Origin of the sequence: Streptomyces sp. CB02261 (genome assembly GCF_001905665.1) — a bacterium.
Taxonomy (GTDB): domain Bacteria; phylum Actinomycetota; class Actinomycetes; order Streptomycetales; family Streptomycetaceae; genus Streptomyces.
Genome location: NZ_LIVX01000006.1, coordinates 32,165 through 49,872, shown reverse-complemented (window position 1 = coordinate 49,872; position 17,708 = coordinate 32,165). Strand labels below are relative to the sequence as shown.

The window sequence follows — 17,708 nt, the reverse complement described above, 5'->3', positions numbered from 1 at the left end:
CGGGGAACCCGGTGGACACGCGCATGTCCCGAAGCGCCGTACCGGCCGGCGAGCAGGATTTCCCTGGAGGGCGAGGCAGGGACACCGGCCGGGGGCTGCAGTTCATGGTGTCGACCGGACGCCACCACGGCTTCGAGCCGTCGCAGTCGGCCGGTTCAGGTTGACGCTGGTGGCGGCAGGGCCGAATGAACCACGTCCCTAAGGTCCCTGACAGAGTCATTGTGCTGGGAAGCGGGCTACGAGGAGGGCGCCTGAGGCGGAGTTCTCGATGGTCAGAGTGCCGCAGTGGGCTATGGCGAGGTCTTTGGCAATGGGGAGGCCAAGGCCTGCACCGCCGGTGGCGCGGGTGCGAGCTTCGTCGAGGCGGGTGAAGCGGTCGAAGACGCGGCTGCGGTCGGCGGGTGGGATGCCGGGGCCGTCGTCTTGAACCGACAGGACCAGATCCGTCCCTGACCGGATCACTGTGACCGTGACCTCTGTCTTTGCGTGGCGGCAGGCGTTCGTGAGCAGGTTGCGCAGGAGGCGGTCCAGGTGGCCGGGATTGCCCAGGAGGACCGCTGGTGACAGCGCCTCGCACTGTAGTTGGAGGGTGGCCGCATCGGGGAGGTGCTGGTGTTCGCGGACCAGGTCTTGCGCGAGGGCCGAGAGGTCGACCGGTTCGCGTACCGGGGTCACGGAGCCGTGGCTGGCCAGCAGGAGCAGGTCGTCAGCCAGGCGCTGGAGACGGATGACGTCATCCACCGCCTCTGTGACCACCTCATGCCAGTCGGCCACCGTCTCCGGGTGGCGCAGGGCCGATTCGAGCTGGGCACGCAGCGCGGCGAGGGGGCTGCGGAGTTCGTGCGCCGCGTCGGCGGTGAACTCGCGTTGACGAGTGGCTGCGGCTTCTACGCGGTCCAGAGTCGCGTTCGTTGTGCGGGCCAGGTCTGCGATGATGCCTGCGGTTGGCGGGACGGGGACGCGGCGATCGAGCGACTGGGCGGTGATGTCGGCTAGTTCGCGGCGGATCGCTTCGACGGGGCGAAGGGCCCGGGCCACCGTGACGTACACGAGACCGCCGGTCAGGATCGTGACAAGAGGCACTCCGGTGGTGCGGGCGATGCCGAAGACGCTGTCGGCGTTGAGCATGCTGTGCCGGGTGGTGTCGAGCAGCGCGACCATGAAGAAGGAGAGCACTCCCGCAGCACCGGAGGCGGCGAGTGCCAGGCGCGCCCCCAGGGACAGGCCACGCATTCTGAAGGCTACGGCCGCCCATACGGGCACTGCCGTGAGCACGGCTGCCGCCGGACCGGTGAAACCGAGCCCATAACGCAGGGCTTCCCGGGCAACACTTCCGGGCACGACCAGATTCTCACGGGCCAGCCATTCACAAGCGGCGTCATAAAGGAAATATGAGATGGCTCCGGCCATCGCCGTCGTACCGACCCGGGTCCACGGGCCGCTTCCGCGCCCAGTCCACCAGCAGACGAGTGCGACGGCCGCCGCCCCGGTCTCCGCACCCCACCGGGAGATCAGGTCTACCTGGGGGCCGATGCGGTCGACCTCAGGGACATCGGGCACCGGCGGCTGCAAGGGCCCGGCCAGCAGGTCCGCGTATGCCAGCCAGCAGACCACCACGACGACGACCAGCAGCGCCGCGAGCCCGGACGCCCAAACCTGACGCGGGACCGGAAGCCTAGCCACGGCCGCTCACCCGGTAGCCGGCACCCCTGACTGTCTCGATCGTCTCCCGCCCGAAGGGGGCATCGATCTTCTTGCGTACGGCGCTGATGTAGACGTGCACGATGTTCGGGTCGCCGGTGAAGTCCGCGGACCACACCTCGTCGAGGACGTCGACCACGGGCACCACCTCGTCCAGCCGGCCCAGCAGGCAGTGCAGGACGGCGAACTCCTTCGGGGTGAGCGCGATCTGCCCGCTGCCCCGTCCGCAGGTGCGGCGAGCCGGGTCGAGCCACAGGTCGCCGGCTTCCAGGAGGGTGGGGACGCGGGCGCCGCCGCGGCGGATCAGGGCTCGCAGACGGGCCTCCAGGACGACGTACGAGAACGGCTTCGCGAGGTAGTCGTCGGCGCCGGTGTCGAGGCCCTCGGCCTCGTCGTACTCACCGTTCTTCGCGGTCAGCATCAGCACCGGCACGTCGTTGCCCTCGGCCCGCAGCCGGGCGCACACCTGGTAGCCGCTGAGGCGCGGCAGCATCAAGTCCAACAGGACGGCGGCGTACCGGTACTCGCGGGCCAGGTGGAGTCCGGTGACGCCGTCGTGAGCGACGTCGACGGCGTAGCCGACCGCTGCAAGACCACGCCGCAGCGAGGCGGCTATCCGTTCCTCGTCCTCGATCACCAGGATGCGCATGGCCTGAGTATCGCCTGCGTGGTCACAGCGGCCCTGAGGAAATCCTCAGGCAGCTTCAGGGGCCCTTCAGACCGCATTGCCGAAGCTGCCCCCATGCTCATGATCATCCCGCCCATGCCGACGCACGTACACGACCGGTCCCGGACCGGCCCCGCACTGGTCGCCGCCGTCCTCTTCGCCCTGCACACCGTGTTCGCGCTGCGCAACCATGCCCGCTTCCGGACGACCGGCTACGACCTGGGGATCTTCGGGCAGGCGGTGCGCTCCTGGGCGGAGGGGCGGCTGCCCGCGTCGGAGATCCGGACGGCGACGGCCCCAGCTGGGTTCGAGGGCGAGGCCCTGCCGCTGCTCGGGGACCACTTCCATCCCGCACTGGCGCTGCTGGGGCCGGTCTACCGGCTGGTGCCGCACGTGGAGGTGCTGCTAGTGGCGCAGGCGGCGCTGGTCGCGGCGGCGGTGTACGTGACCGGGCGCACGGCTCAGCGGCACCTGCCAGGGCAGCCGTCTGCGGGTCCGCTGGTCGGGGTGGCGTGCGGGCTGGCCTGGGGCACGCAGACGCTGATCGGCTTTGATTTCCACGAGGTGGCGTTCGCGCTGCCGCCGCTGGCGCTGGCCTGCCGGGCGTATCTGGACGGGCGGCTGCGGACGGCGGCATGGTGGGCGGCCGCGCTGCTGCTCGTGAAGGAGGACCTCGGGGCGACGGCGGCGGTCTTCGGGCTGCTCATCGCGCATCGGGTGCGGGACGGGCGGGAGCGGCGGGCGGGGTGGCTGCTGGCCGGCGGGTCGGTGCTGGCGGCGCTGCTCGTCCTCAAGGTGGTGATTCCGGGCTTCGCGCCGGACGGGCGGTATCTGTACGCGGAGCAGGTCCGGGGTGCGAACGGGTTCCTCGACGGCTGGTCCGTGAAGGTGCTGACGGTCCTCGCGCTGCTGGCCGTCACGGGCGGCCTGGTGGTGCGCAGTCCGCTGGCGTGGCTTCTGCTGCCCACGCTGGCCTGGCGGTTCACCTCGTCGGTGCCGTCGCACTGGGAGCCGGGGCTGCACTACTCGGCGGTGCTGGTGCCGGTGGCGTTCGCGGCGCTGGTGGACGCGATACGGCGCGGGGCACGTCTGCCGGTGCCGGGGCTGCGCGGGTTCCGGGCTTCGCTGCTCGTCCCGGTGGGGGCGGCGCTCCTACTCCTGCCGCTCCAGCCCACCGCCCAGCTCGCAACGCCGGGCTTCTGGCGGGAAAGCCCGCGCGAGGCAGCGGCGCGGGCGGCGGTGGAGCTGGTACCGAACGGGGTGCGGGTGGCGGCGAGCAACACGCTCGCCCCGCACCTGACCGATCGGAATGTGGTGTGGCTCGCGGTACCAGGTCTGCTGGACCAGGATCCGATGGTGGAGTGGCTGGTGGTTGATCGGACGGACGGCTTCCCGGCGGGCGCGGCGGCCGACACCCTACAAAAGGCGGCTGGCGACCCGACGTGGCGGGTGGTGCGCGACGAGGCCGGGATCGTCCTCCTCAGACGGTGTCTTACCTGGTGATCTCGTCAACTGCGAGGCCATAGGCGCTGAGGGCGGGCCGTCCACGGCAGCCGGGAGAAGCGTTGGCTGCGTCGGCCGGGCCGAGGCGACGACCAGGCGGCTGTCCGCGTCGATGATGACCTGCACGTTCGCCGAGAACCGGCAATTGCGGGAGGAGGCTCCCACGGTCCGGTCGCGGACCGGGATCAACGTTCCGTCCACGATCCACAGCCGGTCCACGTCGGCGACCGGCCGCGCGGCGGGCTCCAGGGCCAGCAACGGACGCAGGTGGTGGATGACCCGGCAGACGGTGGCCGGGGAGATCCCGAAGAGTGGGGCGAGCTGCCGCATGGTGAGGTTCGTCCGGTAGTAGACGGCCACCAGCAGGACCCGGTCGGCCAGCGGCAGGTACCACGGCCGGCCACCACCGGGACCGTTCCCGCCCCGCTCCTTCACTACCTTCACCAGCTTCGCGAACCGGTCGATCCGCAAGCCCGTGAACGTCTCGACCCACACCGGCTCAGCCCGCAACACCCCACCCATACCGGGAAAATGACCGAAACTGAGCCTTCTGCAACACCCTTTAGTGTGATGTCATCGTGGCCCGTAGCGCGGTCCAGCCCCCTGTCGGTCCAGTGGCCGCACTGCGTGCCCACCAGAGGTATCACGCTGAGCCTTTTCCAACCTGGCATCCGCACTGGTCAGCGCACTGTCGTTGATCGGCTACCCGAGTCCAGCATGGGCTCCCGGCCAGGTCTTCACCAGTTGACCGGCGCCTCCGGGGAGCCGTTGCGGGGCGCTCCGACTGGCAGGTGCTTCAGGTTGGAAAAGGCTCACTGTTGAGCTGCGGCTGTTCAGGATGAGAACGGCTCGCAGGGCCCCATGCGCGTCAAGGCGTGCCTGGGGCCCGTTGAAGCCTGTCACGAGGGCTTCAACGGGCCGCCTTGTCGCGGGCTACTTCCGTTTGCCTCGCATGATGATCAGAAGGCCGATCGCGAGACCTATGACCAGTACCGCAATGGCAAGCCCCGTGGGCAGGCTTGCAAATCCTGATCGAGCGAGATGCATGTTCTGTATCCTCCCGTGACTACCGACTACCGACTACCGACTTCTGACTAGATGACTAGGCGACGATGCCGGCTGCCGCGCCCATACCCCAGTAGCCCAACCCGATGGAGCGGTCGAGGGTCTTGCCAGCGCCGAGCAACTTGCTTGCGACGCCGACCTTGCCGCCGACGAAGCCGACGACTCCGGACATCGCGATCTTCGACCCGCTTTCCCCGTTGGCGGCTGCTCCGGCCATCTCCAGTCCTGCGGAGGCAACCGCGAGGCCACCGGCGACAAGTGCACCGCCGGGGATGAAGACAGAGGCGAGGCCCAAGGCGGTACCGGCGAGTCCCAGACCGTCACCGAGACTGAACAGGCCGGTGGGGTCGATGCGGTTGACGGGGTCGCCTTCGGCGTAGAGATAGGGATTCTTCTCCTGGCCGGAGGGATCGGTGCTGGTGAAGCGGCCGATGTTGGGATCGTAGTAGCGGGCGGCGAAGTGGTAGAGGCCGGTGGCGTCGTGGTAACCGCCGGCGAACTGGTACGGCTGCGGGACCTGCTCCGAGGTCCCGGCACGCTGGACACCGCGGGGGCTGTAGGAGTACGTGTTGACCTTTGCCCCGGCCTCATCGGCGAGCGCCACGACCGAGCCGAGCGCGTCGGTGAGGTAGTAGTAGGACTTGCCCCCGGTGGTCATGGAGTTCAGGGTGCCCCCGGGTTCCCGGTTGAATCCCATGTCCACGCCGCCGACGCTCTTTGCGGACAGGCCGAGCGGCCCGTTGTGGAAGAACGTGTCGCCGAGCTTGATCCGCTCGCTCTGGTCCGTCGATCCGTACTGACCGGCGTAGATCTTGCCACCCACGGTGACCGAAGTCATCTGGGAGTAGTCGGACCACGTCGCCCCGGTGCGGGTGCCCTCAGGTGTGGAGGCCCCGGCGGTCTCGTTGCCCACCTTGTCGTACGACCAGTTCGTCGCGACGCCGTTCTTCGCGGTGATCTGCTGGGCGTCGTTGATCGTGTAGGTGGTGCCGCGGGGGCAACCGGGGTCGACGCCCTGAGAGGTCAGGTTGCCGGCCAGGTCGTAGCAGTACTGCCAGGATGAGTTGAGGGTGGTGCCCTTCTCCTCCTTGGCGTAGGAGAACCGGCCCGCACCGTCGTAGGTGTAGGTCGTCTTCATCCCCGCGAGCACGTCCGTGCGGGTACGGATCTTGCCACCGTCCTTGAGGGGAGTGGTGGCGTTGGCGTCGTGGTCGTAGCCGTAGGTGTAGGCGAGTTCGACCAGCGTGCCCTTGGGGGACGTCGCCCGGATCTTCTCCGGACGGCTCGACTTGTCGAGGGTGATCTCCTGGGCGGTGCCGCCGGGATACGTCGTCTTCGTGCGGACGTCATTGTTGTCGTACGTGTACGTGGTGACCTTGCCGGTCGGGTCCTTGAACTGCTTGAGGCTGTTCACCTCGTTCCAGGTGTAGTCGGTGAGGCCGGCCGGGTCCTCGTAGGTGTCCACATTGCCTGCGGGGGTGTAAGTCAGGCGTGTCTGCGAGCCGTTTTGCAAGGTGCGCACGGTTTCGCGGGACAAGGGGTCGAACGCGTAAGTGGTGACGCCGGTGCCGTCCGAGCGCTGGGTGAGGTTTCCGTCTCCGTCGTAGGAATAGGTGACGGTGGCGTAGCCGGAGGTGTCGACCTTGGTGATCCGGTCGCGATGGTCGTAGGTGTAAAGGGTGGTGACACCGCGGCCGTCCTTGACGGTGGCGGGGCGGCCCAGTTCGTCGTACGTGTAGGTGGTGACGCCGAGGGGAGCGGGTGGTGTGACCTTGGTCAGATTGCCCTTGGCGTCGTACGTGAAGGACGTGGAGACCGATTTGGTCGACGACATCTTCGTCGTGACCTTGCAGCGCTGGCCCTCGAACCCGCCGCAGGTGGCGGTGGCGGGGTTGTAGTCGAAGGACTGTGTTCCGCCGCCGGTGCCGGTCACGGCGACCGACTTGGTGTTGCCGGCCGTGTCGTAGGTGTAGTCCGTCTTCTCTCCGTCGGCTGTGGTCATGCTGCCGGGAAGGTCTGCCCCCGACAGGGTCTGGTAGCCGCTCAGGGCCGACGTGGCTCCGGTGGGCAGCTTCGCCGAGGTGAGGTTGTTGCGTGTGTCCCAGCCGTAGGTGGTGACATTCCCACCGACGCCGCCGACACCCATCGCGTCCGTCGCGGTCTGCACGTTGTTGTTCGCGTCGAAGCTCTTGGAACGGGAGCGGCCAAGTGCGTCGGTCACCTTGGTGACCTTGCCCTCGCCGTCGTGCTCGTACTTCGTGGCGTGCTGCTCGGGGTCGGCAACGGTCGTCGTCCCCGCGTCTGAGGGATAGACGCCGGTGTAGGAGTAGGTGTAGGTGGGTCCGGTGTGTCCGGAGGCGCCGGTCTGGGTGGCCCGCAGCATCGACGTGACCCGGTTCTGGGCGTCGTACGTGAACGTGGTGACGCGCCCTTCGGGCGTAATGATCTTAGTGATCCGTCCGTCCGCGTCGAAGGCGTACGAGGTGCTCTTGCCCTCCGTGTCGGTCGTACGCGAGAGGTTGCCGCTGGCGTCGAGATCGAACACTGCGGTCCGGCCGGTGTTGTCTTTGGCCTGCCACTGGTTCGGATAGGTCTTGAGCAGGTCGATCCAGCGGCCCGAGCGGGTCTCTGTGAGCTTGAAGCCCTTGTGCTCGCCGGTCTCGTCGTGCTGGTCGACCGTGATCGTGCCCTTGTTGCGGTCGGTGACCTTCGTGAGCGTCCCGTTCGCGTCGTAGGCGTCCTTCAGGCCTGACTTGCGGTCGGTCAGCGTGTACGTGCCGTCCGCGTTCTTCTTCAGGTCCTTGGAGTAACCCTTCGGGGTCGTGAACGCCCCGTCCGAGTTGAGGGTGAAGCTCACGGAGTCACCCGTTGCGTCGTAGAGCACGACCGAGTTCGCGAAGACATGCAGGTAGCGCTCGTACTCCTGCCACCAGCGGTCCGACATCTTGCCGTAGGGCCCTTGCAGTGAGTTGTAGGTACGTGCCAGGCGCAGCTTCTGGCCCACTCCGGCGACCTCGAAGTCGGTCGCGGCCAGCATCAGGTTGCCGTTGGACAGGTTGATCCGTGCGACGAGGGAGTCAGTGACACGGAACTCCGAGATCTGATGCCAGGGCACCGATCCCTGCCCCTCGGGCACCCACGAGAGAGCCCCGGTTTCCGCCGAAGGGGCCACTGGGGCGCGCTGCTCCTTGGACGGCGCTTTCGCCGTGGTGCGGGCGCGCTCCCTTTGTGCCGCACGCCAGGCGGCCTCCTCCTTCGAGGGAGCCGCCTCAGCTTGAGAGGCAACCGGTTTGGTCGATCCCACCTTCACAGGCGGAACTTCCAGCGGCTCAGCCTTCTTGCCCCACACCGAGCTGGGCCCCGGACCGGCCGCGGGTGAGGCGGCGAACGCCGGCAGCGACGACGCGCCCAGCGCGAGGACCGCTATCGCCGCGGTCATGGAATGTCTTGCCGTCAGACGGGCACGCCGAGAAGGCGTGCCGGAAACACGCGAAGTCATGCACTTCCCCCCACGAGAAGAGTCGTCACAGTGGACCCATCGGCCACTGGAGCCGCACACGCTGCCACAGCCGCTTCACGGCCGGCCGGGGGCTGCCCGCCATTCAGTCGCACACACGGGCGAGAATAAGCCGAAGATTCGCACCTGCTTACCGCCCCGCATCCATGCCGAGTGACAACAGTTGCCGCACTCGACCTCAGCGCGGGCGTGCCGGAAGACGGCGAAAAACCGACCCGTGCGCCACGGCCTTTCCGCGTTCTGGGAAGCGCTCAACGCATGCGGCGAGGTGTGGCGGGCGGGCGGTCGCCGGCCTGCCCCGCCCCCTCTCAGGCACGTGCCCGTTCCCACGAACCCTGTCCTGGTCGCCCGGGCGGATGGTGCGGGTCGCCCCGCCCGCGGCACTCTCATGCCCGCAGGCAGGAGAAGTGGGGGAGACACGCGTGCTCGCGAGGAGCCAGTCGGTGCGGGGGTGTCGAGGGACTGGCGGGCGACCTTGACGGAATTCCCGGCGAAGATGGGCATGATGCTGCTCGCCTCCGGCTCGTCGGCGCCCTGGTCGGCGGCCGGACAGGTCTCTTCGAGCGGGGGAGGGCGATGAGCGGGACGAGCAGCAGGAGGGTCCCGACGGTCAGGTCGGGCCGCACGCCGATCAACGTGCGGGGGCTCGATCTGGGCCCGCCGGCCGGGTTCGCTACTGGCGGGTGTGCTCACCCTGCTCACCAGCCCAGCTGGGAATAGAGGTGGCCTTCGGAGATCGCGGTGATGGCCGTGCGGGTGTACGAGACGATCCGGTCCGGGAGCTCGTGCCGCGGCCACCACTGCCAGGTCAGACACTTGTCGGGCTCGCGAACTTCGGGGGTGCCCTCCCACCGGCGAGCCCGGAACATGAGCTGCATCAGGGGCAGGCTGCCCGGAGTGTCGACGACGTGGACGACGTGGGCGAGCTCCACGTCCGCGGGGTCGATGACCAGCCCTGCTTCCTCCCACGCCTTGCGGACCAGGCATGCGAGGGCGGACTCCTGCTCGCACCGCCCGGCGAGGTAGTGCCAGGTGTCGCCCGCGTACTTCGACTTGGGGTGACGCAGGCCGAGAAGCACCCGGCCTTCGGCGTCTTCGAGGTGGAGATGGACGCCGACGCCGTTCAGCACCACCCGGCTGCCCCCGTCCCACACCGGAGGAGCCACGGGCGGGTCGCTGCCCGGCGGACCGCCCTCCTGCTCGACTACCTCCAGGCCCTGCCCGACAACACCCCTGCCATCAACCAGGATTCACCCTGGCTCTTCTCCGGCCGCCACCCGAGCCAGCCGATGAACCCCGGCACTTTGCGCGACGCCCTCCGGCAAACTCGGCGTTCCGGCCGAGAAGGGCCGCACCTCGGCCATCCGCCAACTTGTCCTCCAAGCCCCGGCGTCCGTCATCGCCCAGGCACTCGGCTACCACGACAAGAGCACCACTCGCATCGGCACCGAAGCCGGAGCCCCCTGGAAGAACTACGCACCCGGCGACCACACACGCTGAACTCGAACTATGCGCCCGGCGAAAGATCACACCGCTCGGCTGCCTTCGCCCCACAGTGGTGACCATGCTGAACCGAGTAGCCGTCCTGTCCGACATTCACGGAGTCCTGCCGGCCCTGGAGGCAGTACTTGCCGAACCAGACGTCAGCAACGCCGATCACATCGTGCTCACCGGCGACATCAGCGCCGGCCCGCAACCGACCCAGGTCCTCGACCTGCTGACCAGCCTCGGCGACCGCGTCATCTGGATCAGCGGCAACGCCGACCGCGAACTCCTCGAATACCGCCGGGGACAACGCGAGACGATCCCCGATCCGATCGCCCCCTGGGCAGCCGAACAGCTCCGCGAGGACCATCTCGACCTTCTCAGTTCACTTCCGCTATCACTCTCCCTGTCCGTTAATGGCCTGGGAAAGGTGCTGTTCTGCCATGCCACCCCTCGCGGCGACGAGGAGGTCGTCTTGGTCGACTCCCGCCTCGACCGCTGGGAGGAAGTCTTCGACGGACTCGACGCCGACATTCGCACCGTGGTCTGCGGTCACACCCATATGCCGTTCGTCCGCGTCGCCCACGGCCGACTCGTGGTCAACCCCGGCAGCATCGGCATGCCCTACGGACGAACCGGAGCGCACTGGGCCCTCCTGGGCCCGGGCATCGAACTCCGCACCACGCACTTCGACATCGAGGCCGCAGCCACCCAGCTCAGCCAGGACTCGTCCTACCCCGACATCACCGAGTGGGCCGACTACTTCCTGCGCGCTCGCGCGACCGACGCCGACGCCCTCACAGCCTTCGCACCACGGGACGGACGCGACCACAGCCCGTGACACCCGCTCTCCATTCCACGACAGCGGGCAGCCGAACACCGACTACACGATCAACGACGCCTACCAATCGCTGTACTGCTGTACCGCTGTACCGCTGTGCCCCGAGGCCGGGGTCCAGGGGAGCGCGATTTGACCAGTCGGCTCGGGCCCGCCTCGCGGCTCAGGGTAGGGGAGCTACGGCGGGCTGGGCGCCGGTTCTCTCCGCTGTGAACGGGCGGGTGGTTCAGAATTCGTAGACGAGGCCGGTCGCGAGCTGGCGCTCGCAGTCGTTGTCGAACGTTCGCTCCCAGTGGACCGGGCGCCCCTTGTAGGTGCCGTCCGCGGTCACGGTGACGGGGCCGGTCTCGTTGGCGCAGACCGCCGTGTCCTGGCCGGGCAGGCGGTAGAAGTTCCCGTTGGCGGCGTGGAGGTCGGCGCAGGCCTCGGCAGTGTGGGGGTGGTCCTTTCCGGGCCTGTTCTCGGTGCCTCTCCAACCATGCGCCGAGGTGTCCCGTACGGCCTCGGCGACGCTGGCGCGCACTGCCACGCCGCCCAGCATGCCGCGTGTGGAACGCGGGAACTCGGACCGGCCGCTCCGTGTGGAGCCACGCCACCGCAGGGCCACCTCGACCGTCCCGGCGAGGCGCGGGTCCTCCTGCTCGAAGCCGATGACGTCCGGGTGAGCTCAGGCCGGGGCAAGGCCTGTACCGGTCAGGAGAGGCGCAAGTCGATCCAGGGGGTGGTGTCTCCGGGCAGCAGGTATCGCTCGGTCTCGACGAAGCCGTGCTTGAGCGCGAACCGCAGCCCGTCCTCGTTGGAGGACAAGACGACGGTTTCGATCACCTCGGCCCCCAGTTGCCGGGCCCGGTCGAGCCCGCGGGCGTAGAGCTCCTCCCCGAACCCCCGCCTGCGGTGAGCAGCGAGCACGCGGGCGATAACTGTGGCCGCAGGCGTTTCATCCGTGGGCGGGCGCACCGTGCTGCAACCCACAAGAACGTCATCGAGATAGGCGACCTCCAAGTGGTTGCGTCGGGCGCGTTCCCGTACCTCGTCCAGAGAGAGGGAGTGGGTAGGAATGATCACGTTGTGGACGTACTGCCAGTCCTTGAGTGTGGCGTCGCCGTCCGGCGGCTGGATGCGAAGATCAGACATTGCAGCAGGACACCCGAGGACACCTCGTACGTCAACTCTGTTGGGCGCTCCGGAGCTCAACCTCGTTGATCCGGAACTCGTTTGACTCCGGCGTTGTAGGAGCTGGTGGCCCCGGGGTGACCGCGATCCGGTCTTCGCGCCGGGCGGTGGCGATGCCCGCGAGGGCCCCGCTGGCAGACGGCCCAGGCGGAATCCGGTGAAACGGCGATGCGAGCGCATCCTGTCCATGAACGGGAGTGGTGGCGCGAGTACCTCTCCCCCGCCCCCGCCGCAGAGGAGACCTTCAACCTGTCAGAGCTGATGGTGCGCCCCAAGTGGCGCGCCACCGGCCTGTCGGAGCAGCTGCACGCTGAGCTCGTCGGACGACGTCCCGAACCGCTGGGGCCGAAGCCGAACGACTCACCGCATTCCTCGGCGACGTACGCATCCGCCCTCACCTGCGCACCCCGCTCATGCACCGTCTGTAGGCGAGCAAGGCAGCTGGCTTAGAAGTCCTAATAAAGGCGTTGGACGTGTCGGTGGGTGATGAGGCAGGTGGCGAGGCCGAGGAAGGCTTCGTGGATGTCGTCGCGTCGTTCCCAGCGGACGCGGAGACGGCGGAAGCCGTGCAGCCAGGCGATGGTCCGCTCGGCGACCCAGCGGTGGACGCCGAGGCCGGAGCCGTGCGGGATGCCGCGGCGGGCGATCATCGGTTTGATGCCCTGCGCCCAGACGAGGCGGCGGTATTTGTCGTGGTCGTAGCCCCGGTCGGCCAGCAGCGTGTCCGGTCGTCGCCTGGGCCGGCCGACCAGGCCGGCGACGGACGGGACCTTGGCGAGCAGGGGCATCAGCTGGGTGACGTCGTTGCGGTTTCCGCCGGTCAGCGACACGGCGAGTGGGATGCCCTGTCCGTCGACGAGGGCGTGGTGCTTGCTGCCCGGCCGTGCTCGGTCGACCGGGCTGGGTCCGCTTTTGGGCCCCGTCGAGCGGCCCGGATGTGGCTGGAGTCGATCACCGCCCGCGACCAGTCCAGCTGCTTGGCCGAACGCAGCTTCTTGAGCATGACCAGGTGCAGCTGGTCCCACACGCCGGCCTCGTTCCATGCGGCCAGGCGTCGCCAGCACGTCATGCCGGAGCCGAAGCCGAGCTCCTGGGGCAGGTACTCCCACTGGATCCCGGTGTGCAGCACGAACAAGATCCCGCACAGAGCCTGCCGGTCCGGCACCCGCGGCCGCCCCGCCACCAGCTTCGGCGCCGGAACCGGGAGCAATGGCTCGACCAACGACCATAGTTCGTCCGACACGATCCACGGCCGGGAGTTCCTCTTCGCCACGAACGGACCAACGAGCAGCCCAGCCGACAGTCACATGATCAACAGCTTCTGTTAGGACCTCTTACTGATCGTTTCAGAATGAGGTCGCGAGGCGGCGAAGGCATGTGGGGGAGTTCTATCTCGGGGCCTGGCCCACGACGGCCAGCAGCCGTGCTCGCTCGCCTGGTCGGCCTGCACAGTTGCATAGTGTGCTCATGGAGCGATTCGTGGGTCAGGGCCGCCTCGAATGGTGGGCTAACCAGTCGACTTGCCTTGAGATGTACGACATCGACATCACCGTCGCTGTCGACGCGGTCGGCCAGTGGCGGGCAACCGGTCGGCATGCCAACACCCTTGACACGATCCAGCGCGAGGGCTGGGACTTCCTCATGGAGATGGATCCCCACTTCTCCATTGCGCTTCCCGGTGAGGACCGCGCAGGGATCATGGTGCGAGTCGTCGAGGCAGGGGATGGAACCTTCACGCTCACGGAGGCGCCGGACTGGGACGGCTCTGGGAACGTCACCTTCGACCTCACCTGAGGGCAGCTCGTAAGGGCGGGAGACCGTCTTCGCTATCCTGTCACCGACTCCGGCATGTCACCCCTTACTGATCTTTCAGAATGAGTTCGGAGGCGGCGCAGGCATATGAGGCTGTAGGCCAGTTCGAGCAGGCCCTGATGGAGATCCGCGCGTCGTTCGTAGCTGATGCGGAGCCGCTTGAACTGGTGCAGCCAGGCGAAGGCGCGCTCGACCACCCACCGCACCTTGCCCAGTCCGGAGCCGTGCGCGACGCCGCATCGGGCGATCATCGGCTTGATGCCGCGCTTCCACAGCAGACGGCGGTACTTGTCGAAGTCGTAACCCCGGTCGGCGTACAGGCGCCGGGGCTTGCGGCGGGGACGTCCTCGCAGACCTCGGATTGGCGGGACGGCGTGGAGCAGGGGCAGGAGCTGGGTGACGTCGTGCCGGTTGCCGCTGGTCAGGGTGACGGCGAGTGGGGTTCCGTGGCGGTCGACGATCAGGTGGTGCTTGGAACCGGGGCGGGCGCGGTCGACGGGCGAGGGGCCGACGTGATCCCCCCTTTGAGAGCCCGGACGTGCGACCCGTCCACGGAGCAGTCGTCCAGGTCCAGCAGGCCCGCACGGCGCAGCTCGGTCAACAGGACGGCGTGCAGGCGAGGCAAGACGCCGGCCTCGGTCCAGTCCCGCAGCCGACGCCAGGCCGTCACACCGGAACAGCCCACGGTCTCGGCCGGGACGTCCCGCCAGGCGACACCGGTCCGCAGGACATACATGATGCCGGTGAGAGCCGCCCTGTCCGGAACGCGAAGCCGTCCAGGATGCCGACGGCGCCGTTCGGGAGCGGGCGGTAAGAGCGGGGCCACCCGCTCCCACAGGTCGTCAGGAACAAGATCAGCACGCACCCGGACACCCTGCCGACCAAGATCGTCGAACACAAGACCCGCAGCTCGACTCATTCTGAAACGATCAGTTAGTGAGCCGCTGTACCGATGCACGCCAAGACCGGACCAGGGGGTTCGCTTCCGCTGACGGTGACGACCACCGTGACCAACCGAGGCAGGTGACACCTATCTCGACCAGTCGGCGACAGGTGCGCGAACAACGCGGAGTGAACGCGCAGGCCGAGGCATCCGGTGACAGCTACCTCGGCCAGCCACAGCGGCCGTAGGCGTGACGGCACAGCGCGGTGAGGGTCGGGCTGTCCAAACCGTGCGCGGAGCGGCACAGCGCGGCCATGTCCCCGGCCCGCACTCCGGGAGTGGGGTGGCCGGGACGGCGCGGTGCGGGTGTACGGGTACGGGCACCGGGCTTCGTCTTGGCCTGGCCTGTGGTCGTGGCCTTCGTGGCGGGCTTGGGCGGGGCGGCCCAGTGCGGGGCGGCGGCTCTGCGCTCCACGTCCGGCTGTGGGGCACCCGGCAGCCCGGGGAGGGGGTGGGATGCCGGGTGGACGGCATCGCGGTCGCGTTCCTGTCACCGCGCCCTCGGTGCCGTGAGCTTCCCAGGACGCTGGGGGCGCCCAGGGTGGAGGCGCCCCGCACGTGCATTCCGAGGGGCGCTCGATTCCTTCAACGACGCGGAACAAAAACGATTCTGCACTCCTGTGTGGAACTTCTGGTGGCGAACCGTTCCGTCATCGTCTCGGCGGCAGGAGGACGGGGATGTACGCCCCGTGCCCGGTGCTCCGAGCGTGCTGGATACGGGCCGCTCAGGGTGTCGGGGTCTGTCGGTGCCGCTCAGGCGGGGCGGGCCGCCTGGGCCGTTCTCGCACCCGGCCCGTCTGGGCCCCGACGACTGCTAAGGCATCCCTGGACGCTCCTGGACTTGATCGACCGGGGGCTGCCGGCAAGGTGGGGGAGTGCAGGGGTGCACTCGGCGCGTGGGGGCGCATTCGAGTAGAAGATCAATTCGAGTGCGCCCCCGCGGGTGACGGCCCCCGTTTCATGATCGCCGGATTGTTAGCGTCCCTCCCGTGACGCACCCCCTGCCTTCCGGCCTGGAGCCGGACCACCTCGTCCTGCCCTCGCCCCGCTTCCGGGACGAATCGTTTCGGCCGGTCCTGCTGGACCTTTCGCAGTCGTCCGACGCAGCGGCCCTGGCCGGGCTGCGAGCCTCGGGCCTGCTGCGTGAGTTCCACGACCGGATCGAGGACCAGATCGAGGAACTCCTGCGCTGCCGTGCTCCGCAGGATCCCTTCGGCGGCCGCTCCCGGTCCCGCGCCGTCGTCGACACTCTGGGCACGCGGCCCGAGGAGTACGGAAGGTGGGCCTGGTACCCGTGGTCCGGGCGCCTGGTCCACGTTCTGCCCGAGTCCGAGTTCCGCCTAGTCCGTACCGACCGCAACCGCGACAAGATCACCCGCGAGCAGCAGCAGGGCCTCCTGAACCGGCGGATCGGCGTCATCGGGCTGTCGGTCGGCAGCAGCGCCGCGCTGACCTGCGCCATGGAGGGCGTCGGCGGGGCCTTCAGGCTGGCGGACTTCGATCGGCTCGGCCTGTCGAACCTCAACCGGCTCCGCGGCGGCGTCCACGAACTCGGCCTGGAGAAGAGCGTGCTGTGCGCGCGGCGCATGTACGAGCTCGACCCCTACCTGGACATCGAGATCCACCGGGGTGGAGTCACCGAGGACACCATCGACGACTTCTTCGGCGCCGGCCGGGACGGCAGGGGCCTGGACCTGCTCATCGAGGAGTGCGACACCCCCTGGGTGAAAGTAGCCGCCCGCGAGCACGCGCGCAGCCGGCGGATCCCTGTCCTCATGGACACCAACGACCGCGGCGTACTGGACATCGAACGCTTCGACCTCGAGCCAGGACGCCCGCTCTTCCACGGCCGAACCGGCGATACGACCGCCGCCGACATCCATGGCCTCGACCGGGAAGCGGCTCTGCGTTTCCTCCTCGACGTAGTCGACGAGCAGCGGCTGAGCCCGGCCATGACCGACGCACTCACCCGCGTCGGCCATACGCTCTCCAGCTGGCCGCAGCTCGCCAGCGGCGTCATGCTCGGCGCGGCCCTCGTCACCGACACCGCCCGCCGCATCCTGCTCGGCGAACCCATCCCCTCCGGCCGCCACTCCATCGACCTCGAAACGCTCATCCCCCTCCGCGCCCTCGTCCCGGTCCCGGCATCTGAGGCCGCCCTGCACGGAGCTGGCCGGTGAACCTCGTACCCGACCTGCGAGGCGACCACCTGTGGCTGCGGGAGCTGCACGCGGGCGACCACGACGCGTTCGCGCGGATCCTCACTCACCGCGTCCTGACCCGCTACCTGGGCATCGACCGCATGGACCCCACCCAGGCCCACGCCGCCTTCGCCCAGAGCCTCGCCCAGCCCCACACCCACCCGCGCCGCAAATACACCCTCGCCGTCTGCGCCCCCGACGACGACACCCTCGTCGGCACCATGGGACTCCTCGTCGAGGACTACGGCAGCAACGCCATGCTCACCAGCCTTGCCCTGCTGCCCGGCGCCCCCACGCGCGGCCACGGCCACGAAAGCTGACGCCTGCTGATGGCCTACGCCTTCGGACACCTGGGCCTGCACCGCATCTGGGCCGGCCACCGTAGCGACCACCACCACATGCCGAAAGTCATGCACGCCGCCGGCCTGCGCCCCGAAGCCACCCTCCGCCAGCTCTTCCACACCCAGGGCTGCTGGCACGACGTCACCACTTACGCAACCGTCGCGCCCGACTGGAAACGCCAGGCCACCGACAGAGAACTGGCCATCCTCGACGGCGCACCCCGTCTCGAACGAGTCTGAAACTCCTCCCCGGCCTGCGCCGTGGGCCCCGCTCGTGGTGGTGACGTGAATAGTGGAATCTGCCCCAGGCGGCCAACTGTCATGTAGGTGGCACATCGCACGGCATCCCTAAATTACGAGGGCACGTGCCTCTGAACGCCCGTTGCGCGTGAGCAACTCCGACGCTTTGAGGCTCGGTACTGCCAGACGAGTGATTGCGCCTTGCCTCGCACCCGTCCCCTC

General features: G+C 68.6%; 15 protein-coding genes and 1 pseudogene. 6 read left to right on the top strand and 10 right to left on the bottom strand.

Going from position 1 to position 17,708, the window contains the following annotated elements; translation table 11 throughout:
* Positions 1-216 precede the first annotated feature (216 nt).
* Together AMK29_RS20555 and AMK29_RS20550 are read right to left on the bottom strand one after the other, a co-directional pair.
* Positions 217-1,683, bottom strand: a complete 1,467-nt coding sequence (locus tag AMK29_RS20555) for a sensor histidine kinase (protein ID WP_073814968.1) — start codon at positions 1,681-1,683, stop codon at positions 217-219.
* Positions 1,676-2,350, bottom strand: coding sequence for a response regulator transcription factor (locus AMK29_RS20550; protein WP_073814966.1), 675 nt, complete (start codon positions 2,348-2,350; stop codon positions 1,676-1,678). The genes AMK29_RS20555 and AMK29_RS20550 overlap by 8 nt, the downstream gene beginning before the upstream one ends.
* A gap of 114 nt (positions 2,351-2,464) precedes the next feature.
* Here AMK29_RS20550 and AMK29_RS20545 point away from each other — a divergent pair, with 114 nt between their 5' ends.
* Positions 2,465-3,871, top strand: coding sequence for a DUF2079 domain-containing protein (locus tag AMK29_RS20545; RefSeq protein ID WP_158071347.1), 1,407 nt, complete (start codon positions 2,465-2,467; stop codon positions 3,869-3,871).
* 72 nt (positions 3,872-3,943) lie between these two features.
* On the opposite strand, the pseudogene AMK29_RS20540 reads toward AMK29_RS20545, so the two are convergent.
* The 3 genes and pseudogenes from AMK29_RS20540 to AMK29_RS20530 form a co-directional block, all read right to left on the bottom strand.
* Positions 3,944-4,393, bottom strand: a pseudogene (locus AMK29_RS20540) (helix-turn-helix domain-containing protein); the annotation flags it as partial.
* Between the two features lie 580 nt (positions 4,394-4,973).
* Positions 4,974-8,375: an RHS repeat-associated core domain-containing protein gene (locus tag AMK29_RS20535; RefSeq protein ID WP_079197014.1), complete on the bottom strand. Its 3,402-nt coding sequence runs from the start codon at positions 8,373-8,375 to the stop codon at positions 4,974-4,976.
* Between the two features lie 776 nt (positions 8,376-9,151).
* A complete protein-coding gene (locus tag AMK29_RS20530) occupies positions 9,152-9,619 on the bottom strand; it encodes an NUDIX domain-containing protein (RefSeq protein ID WP_241845575.1) in 468 nt (155 codons plus the stop codon).
* A 398-nt stretch (positions 9,620-10,017) separates the two neighbouring features.
* Here AMK29_RS20530 and AMK29_RS20525 point away from each other — a divergent pair, with 398 nt between their 5' ends.
* On the top strand, positions 10,018-10,779 hold the full coding sequence (locus AMK29_RS20525) for a metallophosphoesterase family protein (protein ID WP_073815775.1): 762 nt from the start codon (positions 10,018-10,020) through the stop codon (positions 10,777-10,779).
* Between the two features lie 223 nt (positions 10,780-11,002).
* On the opposite strand, the gene AMK29_RS20520 is transcribed toward AMK29_RS20525, so the two are convergent.
* The 3 genes from AMK29_RS20520 to AMK29_RS20505 form a co-directional block, all read right to left on the bottom strand.
* On the bottom strand, positions 11,003-11,305 hold the full coding sequence (locus tag AMK29_RS20520; RefSeq protein ID WP_198942296.1) for an SSI family serine proteinase inhibitor: 303 nt from the start codon (positions 11,303-11,305) through the stop codon (positions 11,003-11,005).
* A 164-nt stretch (positions 11,306-11,469) separates the two neighbouring features.
* Positions 11,470-11,910 (bottom strand): GNAT family N-acetyltransferase, encoded by a 441-nt coding sequence (locus AMK29_RS20515; protein WP_073814958.1) that lies wholly within the window; start codon positions 11,908-11,910, stop codon positions 11,470-11,472.
* A gap of 494 nt (positions 11,911-12,404) precedes the next feature.
* A protein-coding gene (locus AMK29_RS20505; protein ID WP_443334076.1) for an IS5 family transposase occupies positions 12,405-13,222 on the bottom strand; the annotation gives its coding sequence in 2 pieces (ribosomal slippage) (positions 12,405-12,890 and positions 12,893-13,222; 816 coding nt in all).
* Positions 13,223-13,416: 194 nt separating this feature from the next.
* On the opposite strand from AMK29_RS20505, the gene AMK29_RS20500 reads away from it, so the two are divergent.
* On the top strand, positions 13,417-13,743 hold the full coding sequence (locus AMK29_RS20500) for a hypothetical protein (RefSeq protein ID WP_073815773.1): 327 nt from the start codon (positions 13,417-13,419) through the stop codon (positions 13,741-13,743).
* A 32-nt stretch (positions 13,744-13,775) separates the two neighbouring features.
* On the opposite strand, the gene AMK29_RS20495 is transcribed toward AMK29_RS20500, so the two are convergent.
* Positions 13,776-14,626, bottom strand: a protein-coding gene (locus AMK29_RS20495; protein WP_443334079.1) for an IS5 family transposase whose coding sequence is annotated in 2 segments (ribosomal slippage) — positions 13,776-14,303 and positions 14,306-14,626 — 849 coding nt in all. Because the reading frame shifts where the segments join, the coding sequence is not laid out codon by codon here.
* Between the two features lie 238 nt (positions 14,627-14,864).
* A complete protein-coding gene (locus AMK29_RS36225; protein ID WP_143202933.1) occupies positions 14,865-15,119 on the bottom strand; it encodes a hypothetical protein in 255 nt (84 codons plus the stop codon).
* Positions 15,120-15,693: 574 nt separating this feature from the next.
* Here AMK29_RS36225 and AMK29_RS20485 point away from each other — a divergent pair.
* From AMK29_RS20485 to AMK29_RS37285, 3 genes are all read left to right on the top strand, one after another.
* Positions 15,694-16,884: a ThiF family adenylyltransferase gene (locus AMK29_RS20485; RefSeq protein WP_241845572.1), complete on the top strand. Its 1,191-nt coding sequence runs from the start codon at positions 15,694-15,696 to the stop codon at positions 16,882-16,884.
* On the top strand, positions 16,881-17,225 hold the full coding sequence (locus tag AMK29_RS37290) for a GNAT family N-acetyltransferase (protein WP_241845570.1): 345 nt from the start codon (positions 16,881-16,883) through the stop codon (positions 17,223-17,225). The genes AMK29_RS20485 and AMK29_RS37290 overlap by 4 nt, the downstream gene beginning before the upstream one ends.
* A 78-nt stretch (positions 17,226-17,303) precedes the next feature.
* Positions 17,304-17,486 carry a hypothetical protein gene (locus AMK29_RS37285; protein ID WP_241845569.1) on the top strand — a complete coding sequence of 61 codons (183 nt, stop codon included), beginning with the start codon at positions 17,304-17,306 and terminating at the stop codon, positions 17,484-17,486.
* The last annotated feature ends 222 nt before the right edge of the window (positions 17,487-17,708 follow it).

Bases quoted from the DNA above. Each gene is read 5' to 3' on its own strand.
- AMK29_RS20500 (WP_073815773.1), top strand. From the start codon at position 13,417: ATGGAGCGATTCGTGGGTCAGGGCCGCCTCGAATGGTGGGCTAACCAG.
- AMK29_RS20535 (WP_079197014.1), bottom strand. From the start codon at position 8,375: ATGACCGCGGCGATAGCGGTCCTCGCGCTGGGCGCGTCGTCGCTGCCG.
- AMK29_RS37285 (WP_241845569.1), top strand. From the start codon at position 17,304: ATGCCGAAAGTCATGCACGCCGCCGGCCTGCGCCCCGAAGCCACCCTC.
- AMK29_RS20525 (WP_073815775.1), top strand. From the start codon at position 10,018: ATGCTGAACCGAGTAGCCGTCCTGTCCGACATTCACGGAGTCCTGCCG.
- AMK29_RS20545 (WP_158071347.1), top strand. From the start codon at position 2,465: ATGCCGACGCACGTACACGACCGGTCCCGGACCGGCCCCGCACTGGTC.
- AMK29_RS20550 (WP_073814966.1), bottom strand. From the start codon at position 2,350: ATGCGCATCCTGGTGATCGAGGACGAGGAACGGATAGCCGCCTCGCTG.
- AMK29_RS20515 (WP_073814958.1), bottom strand. From the start codon at position 11,910: ATGTCTGATCTTCGCATCCAGCCGCCGGACGGCGACGCCACACTCAAG.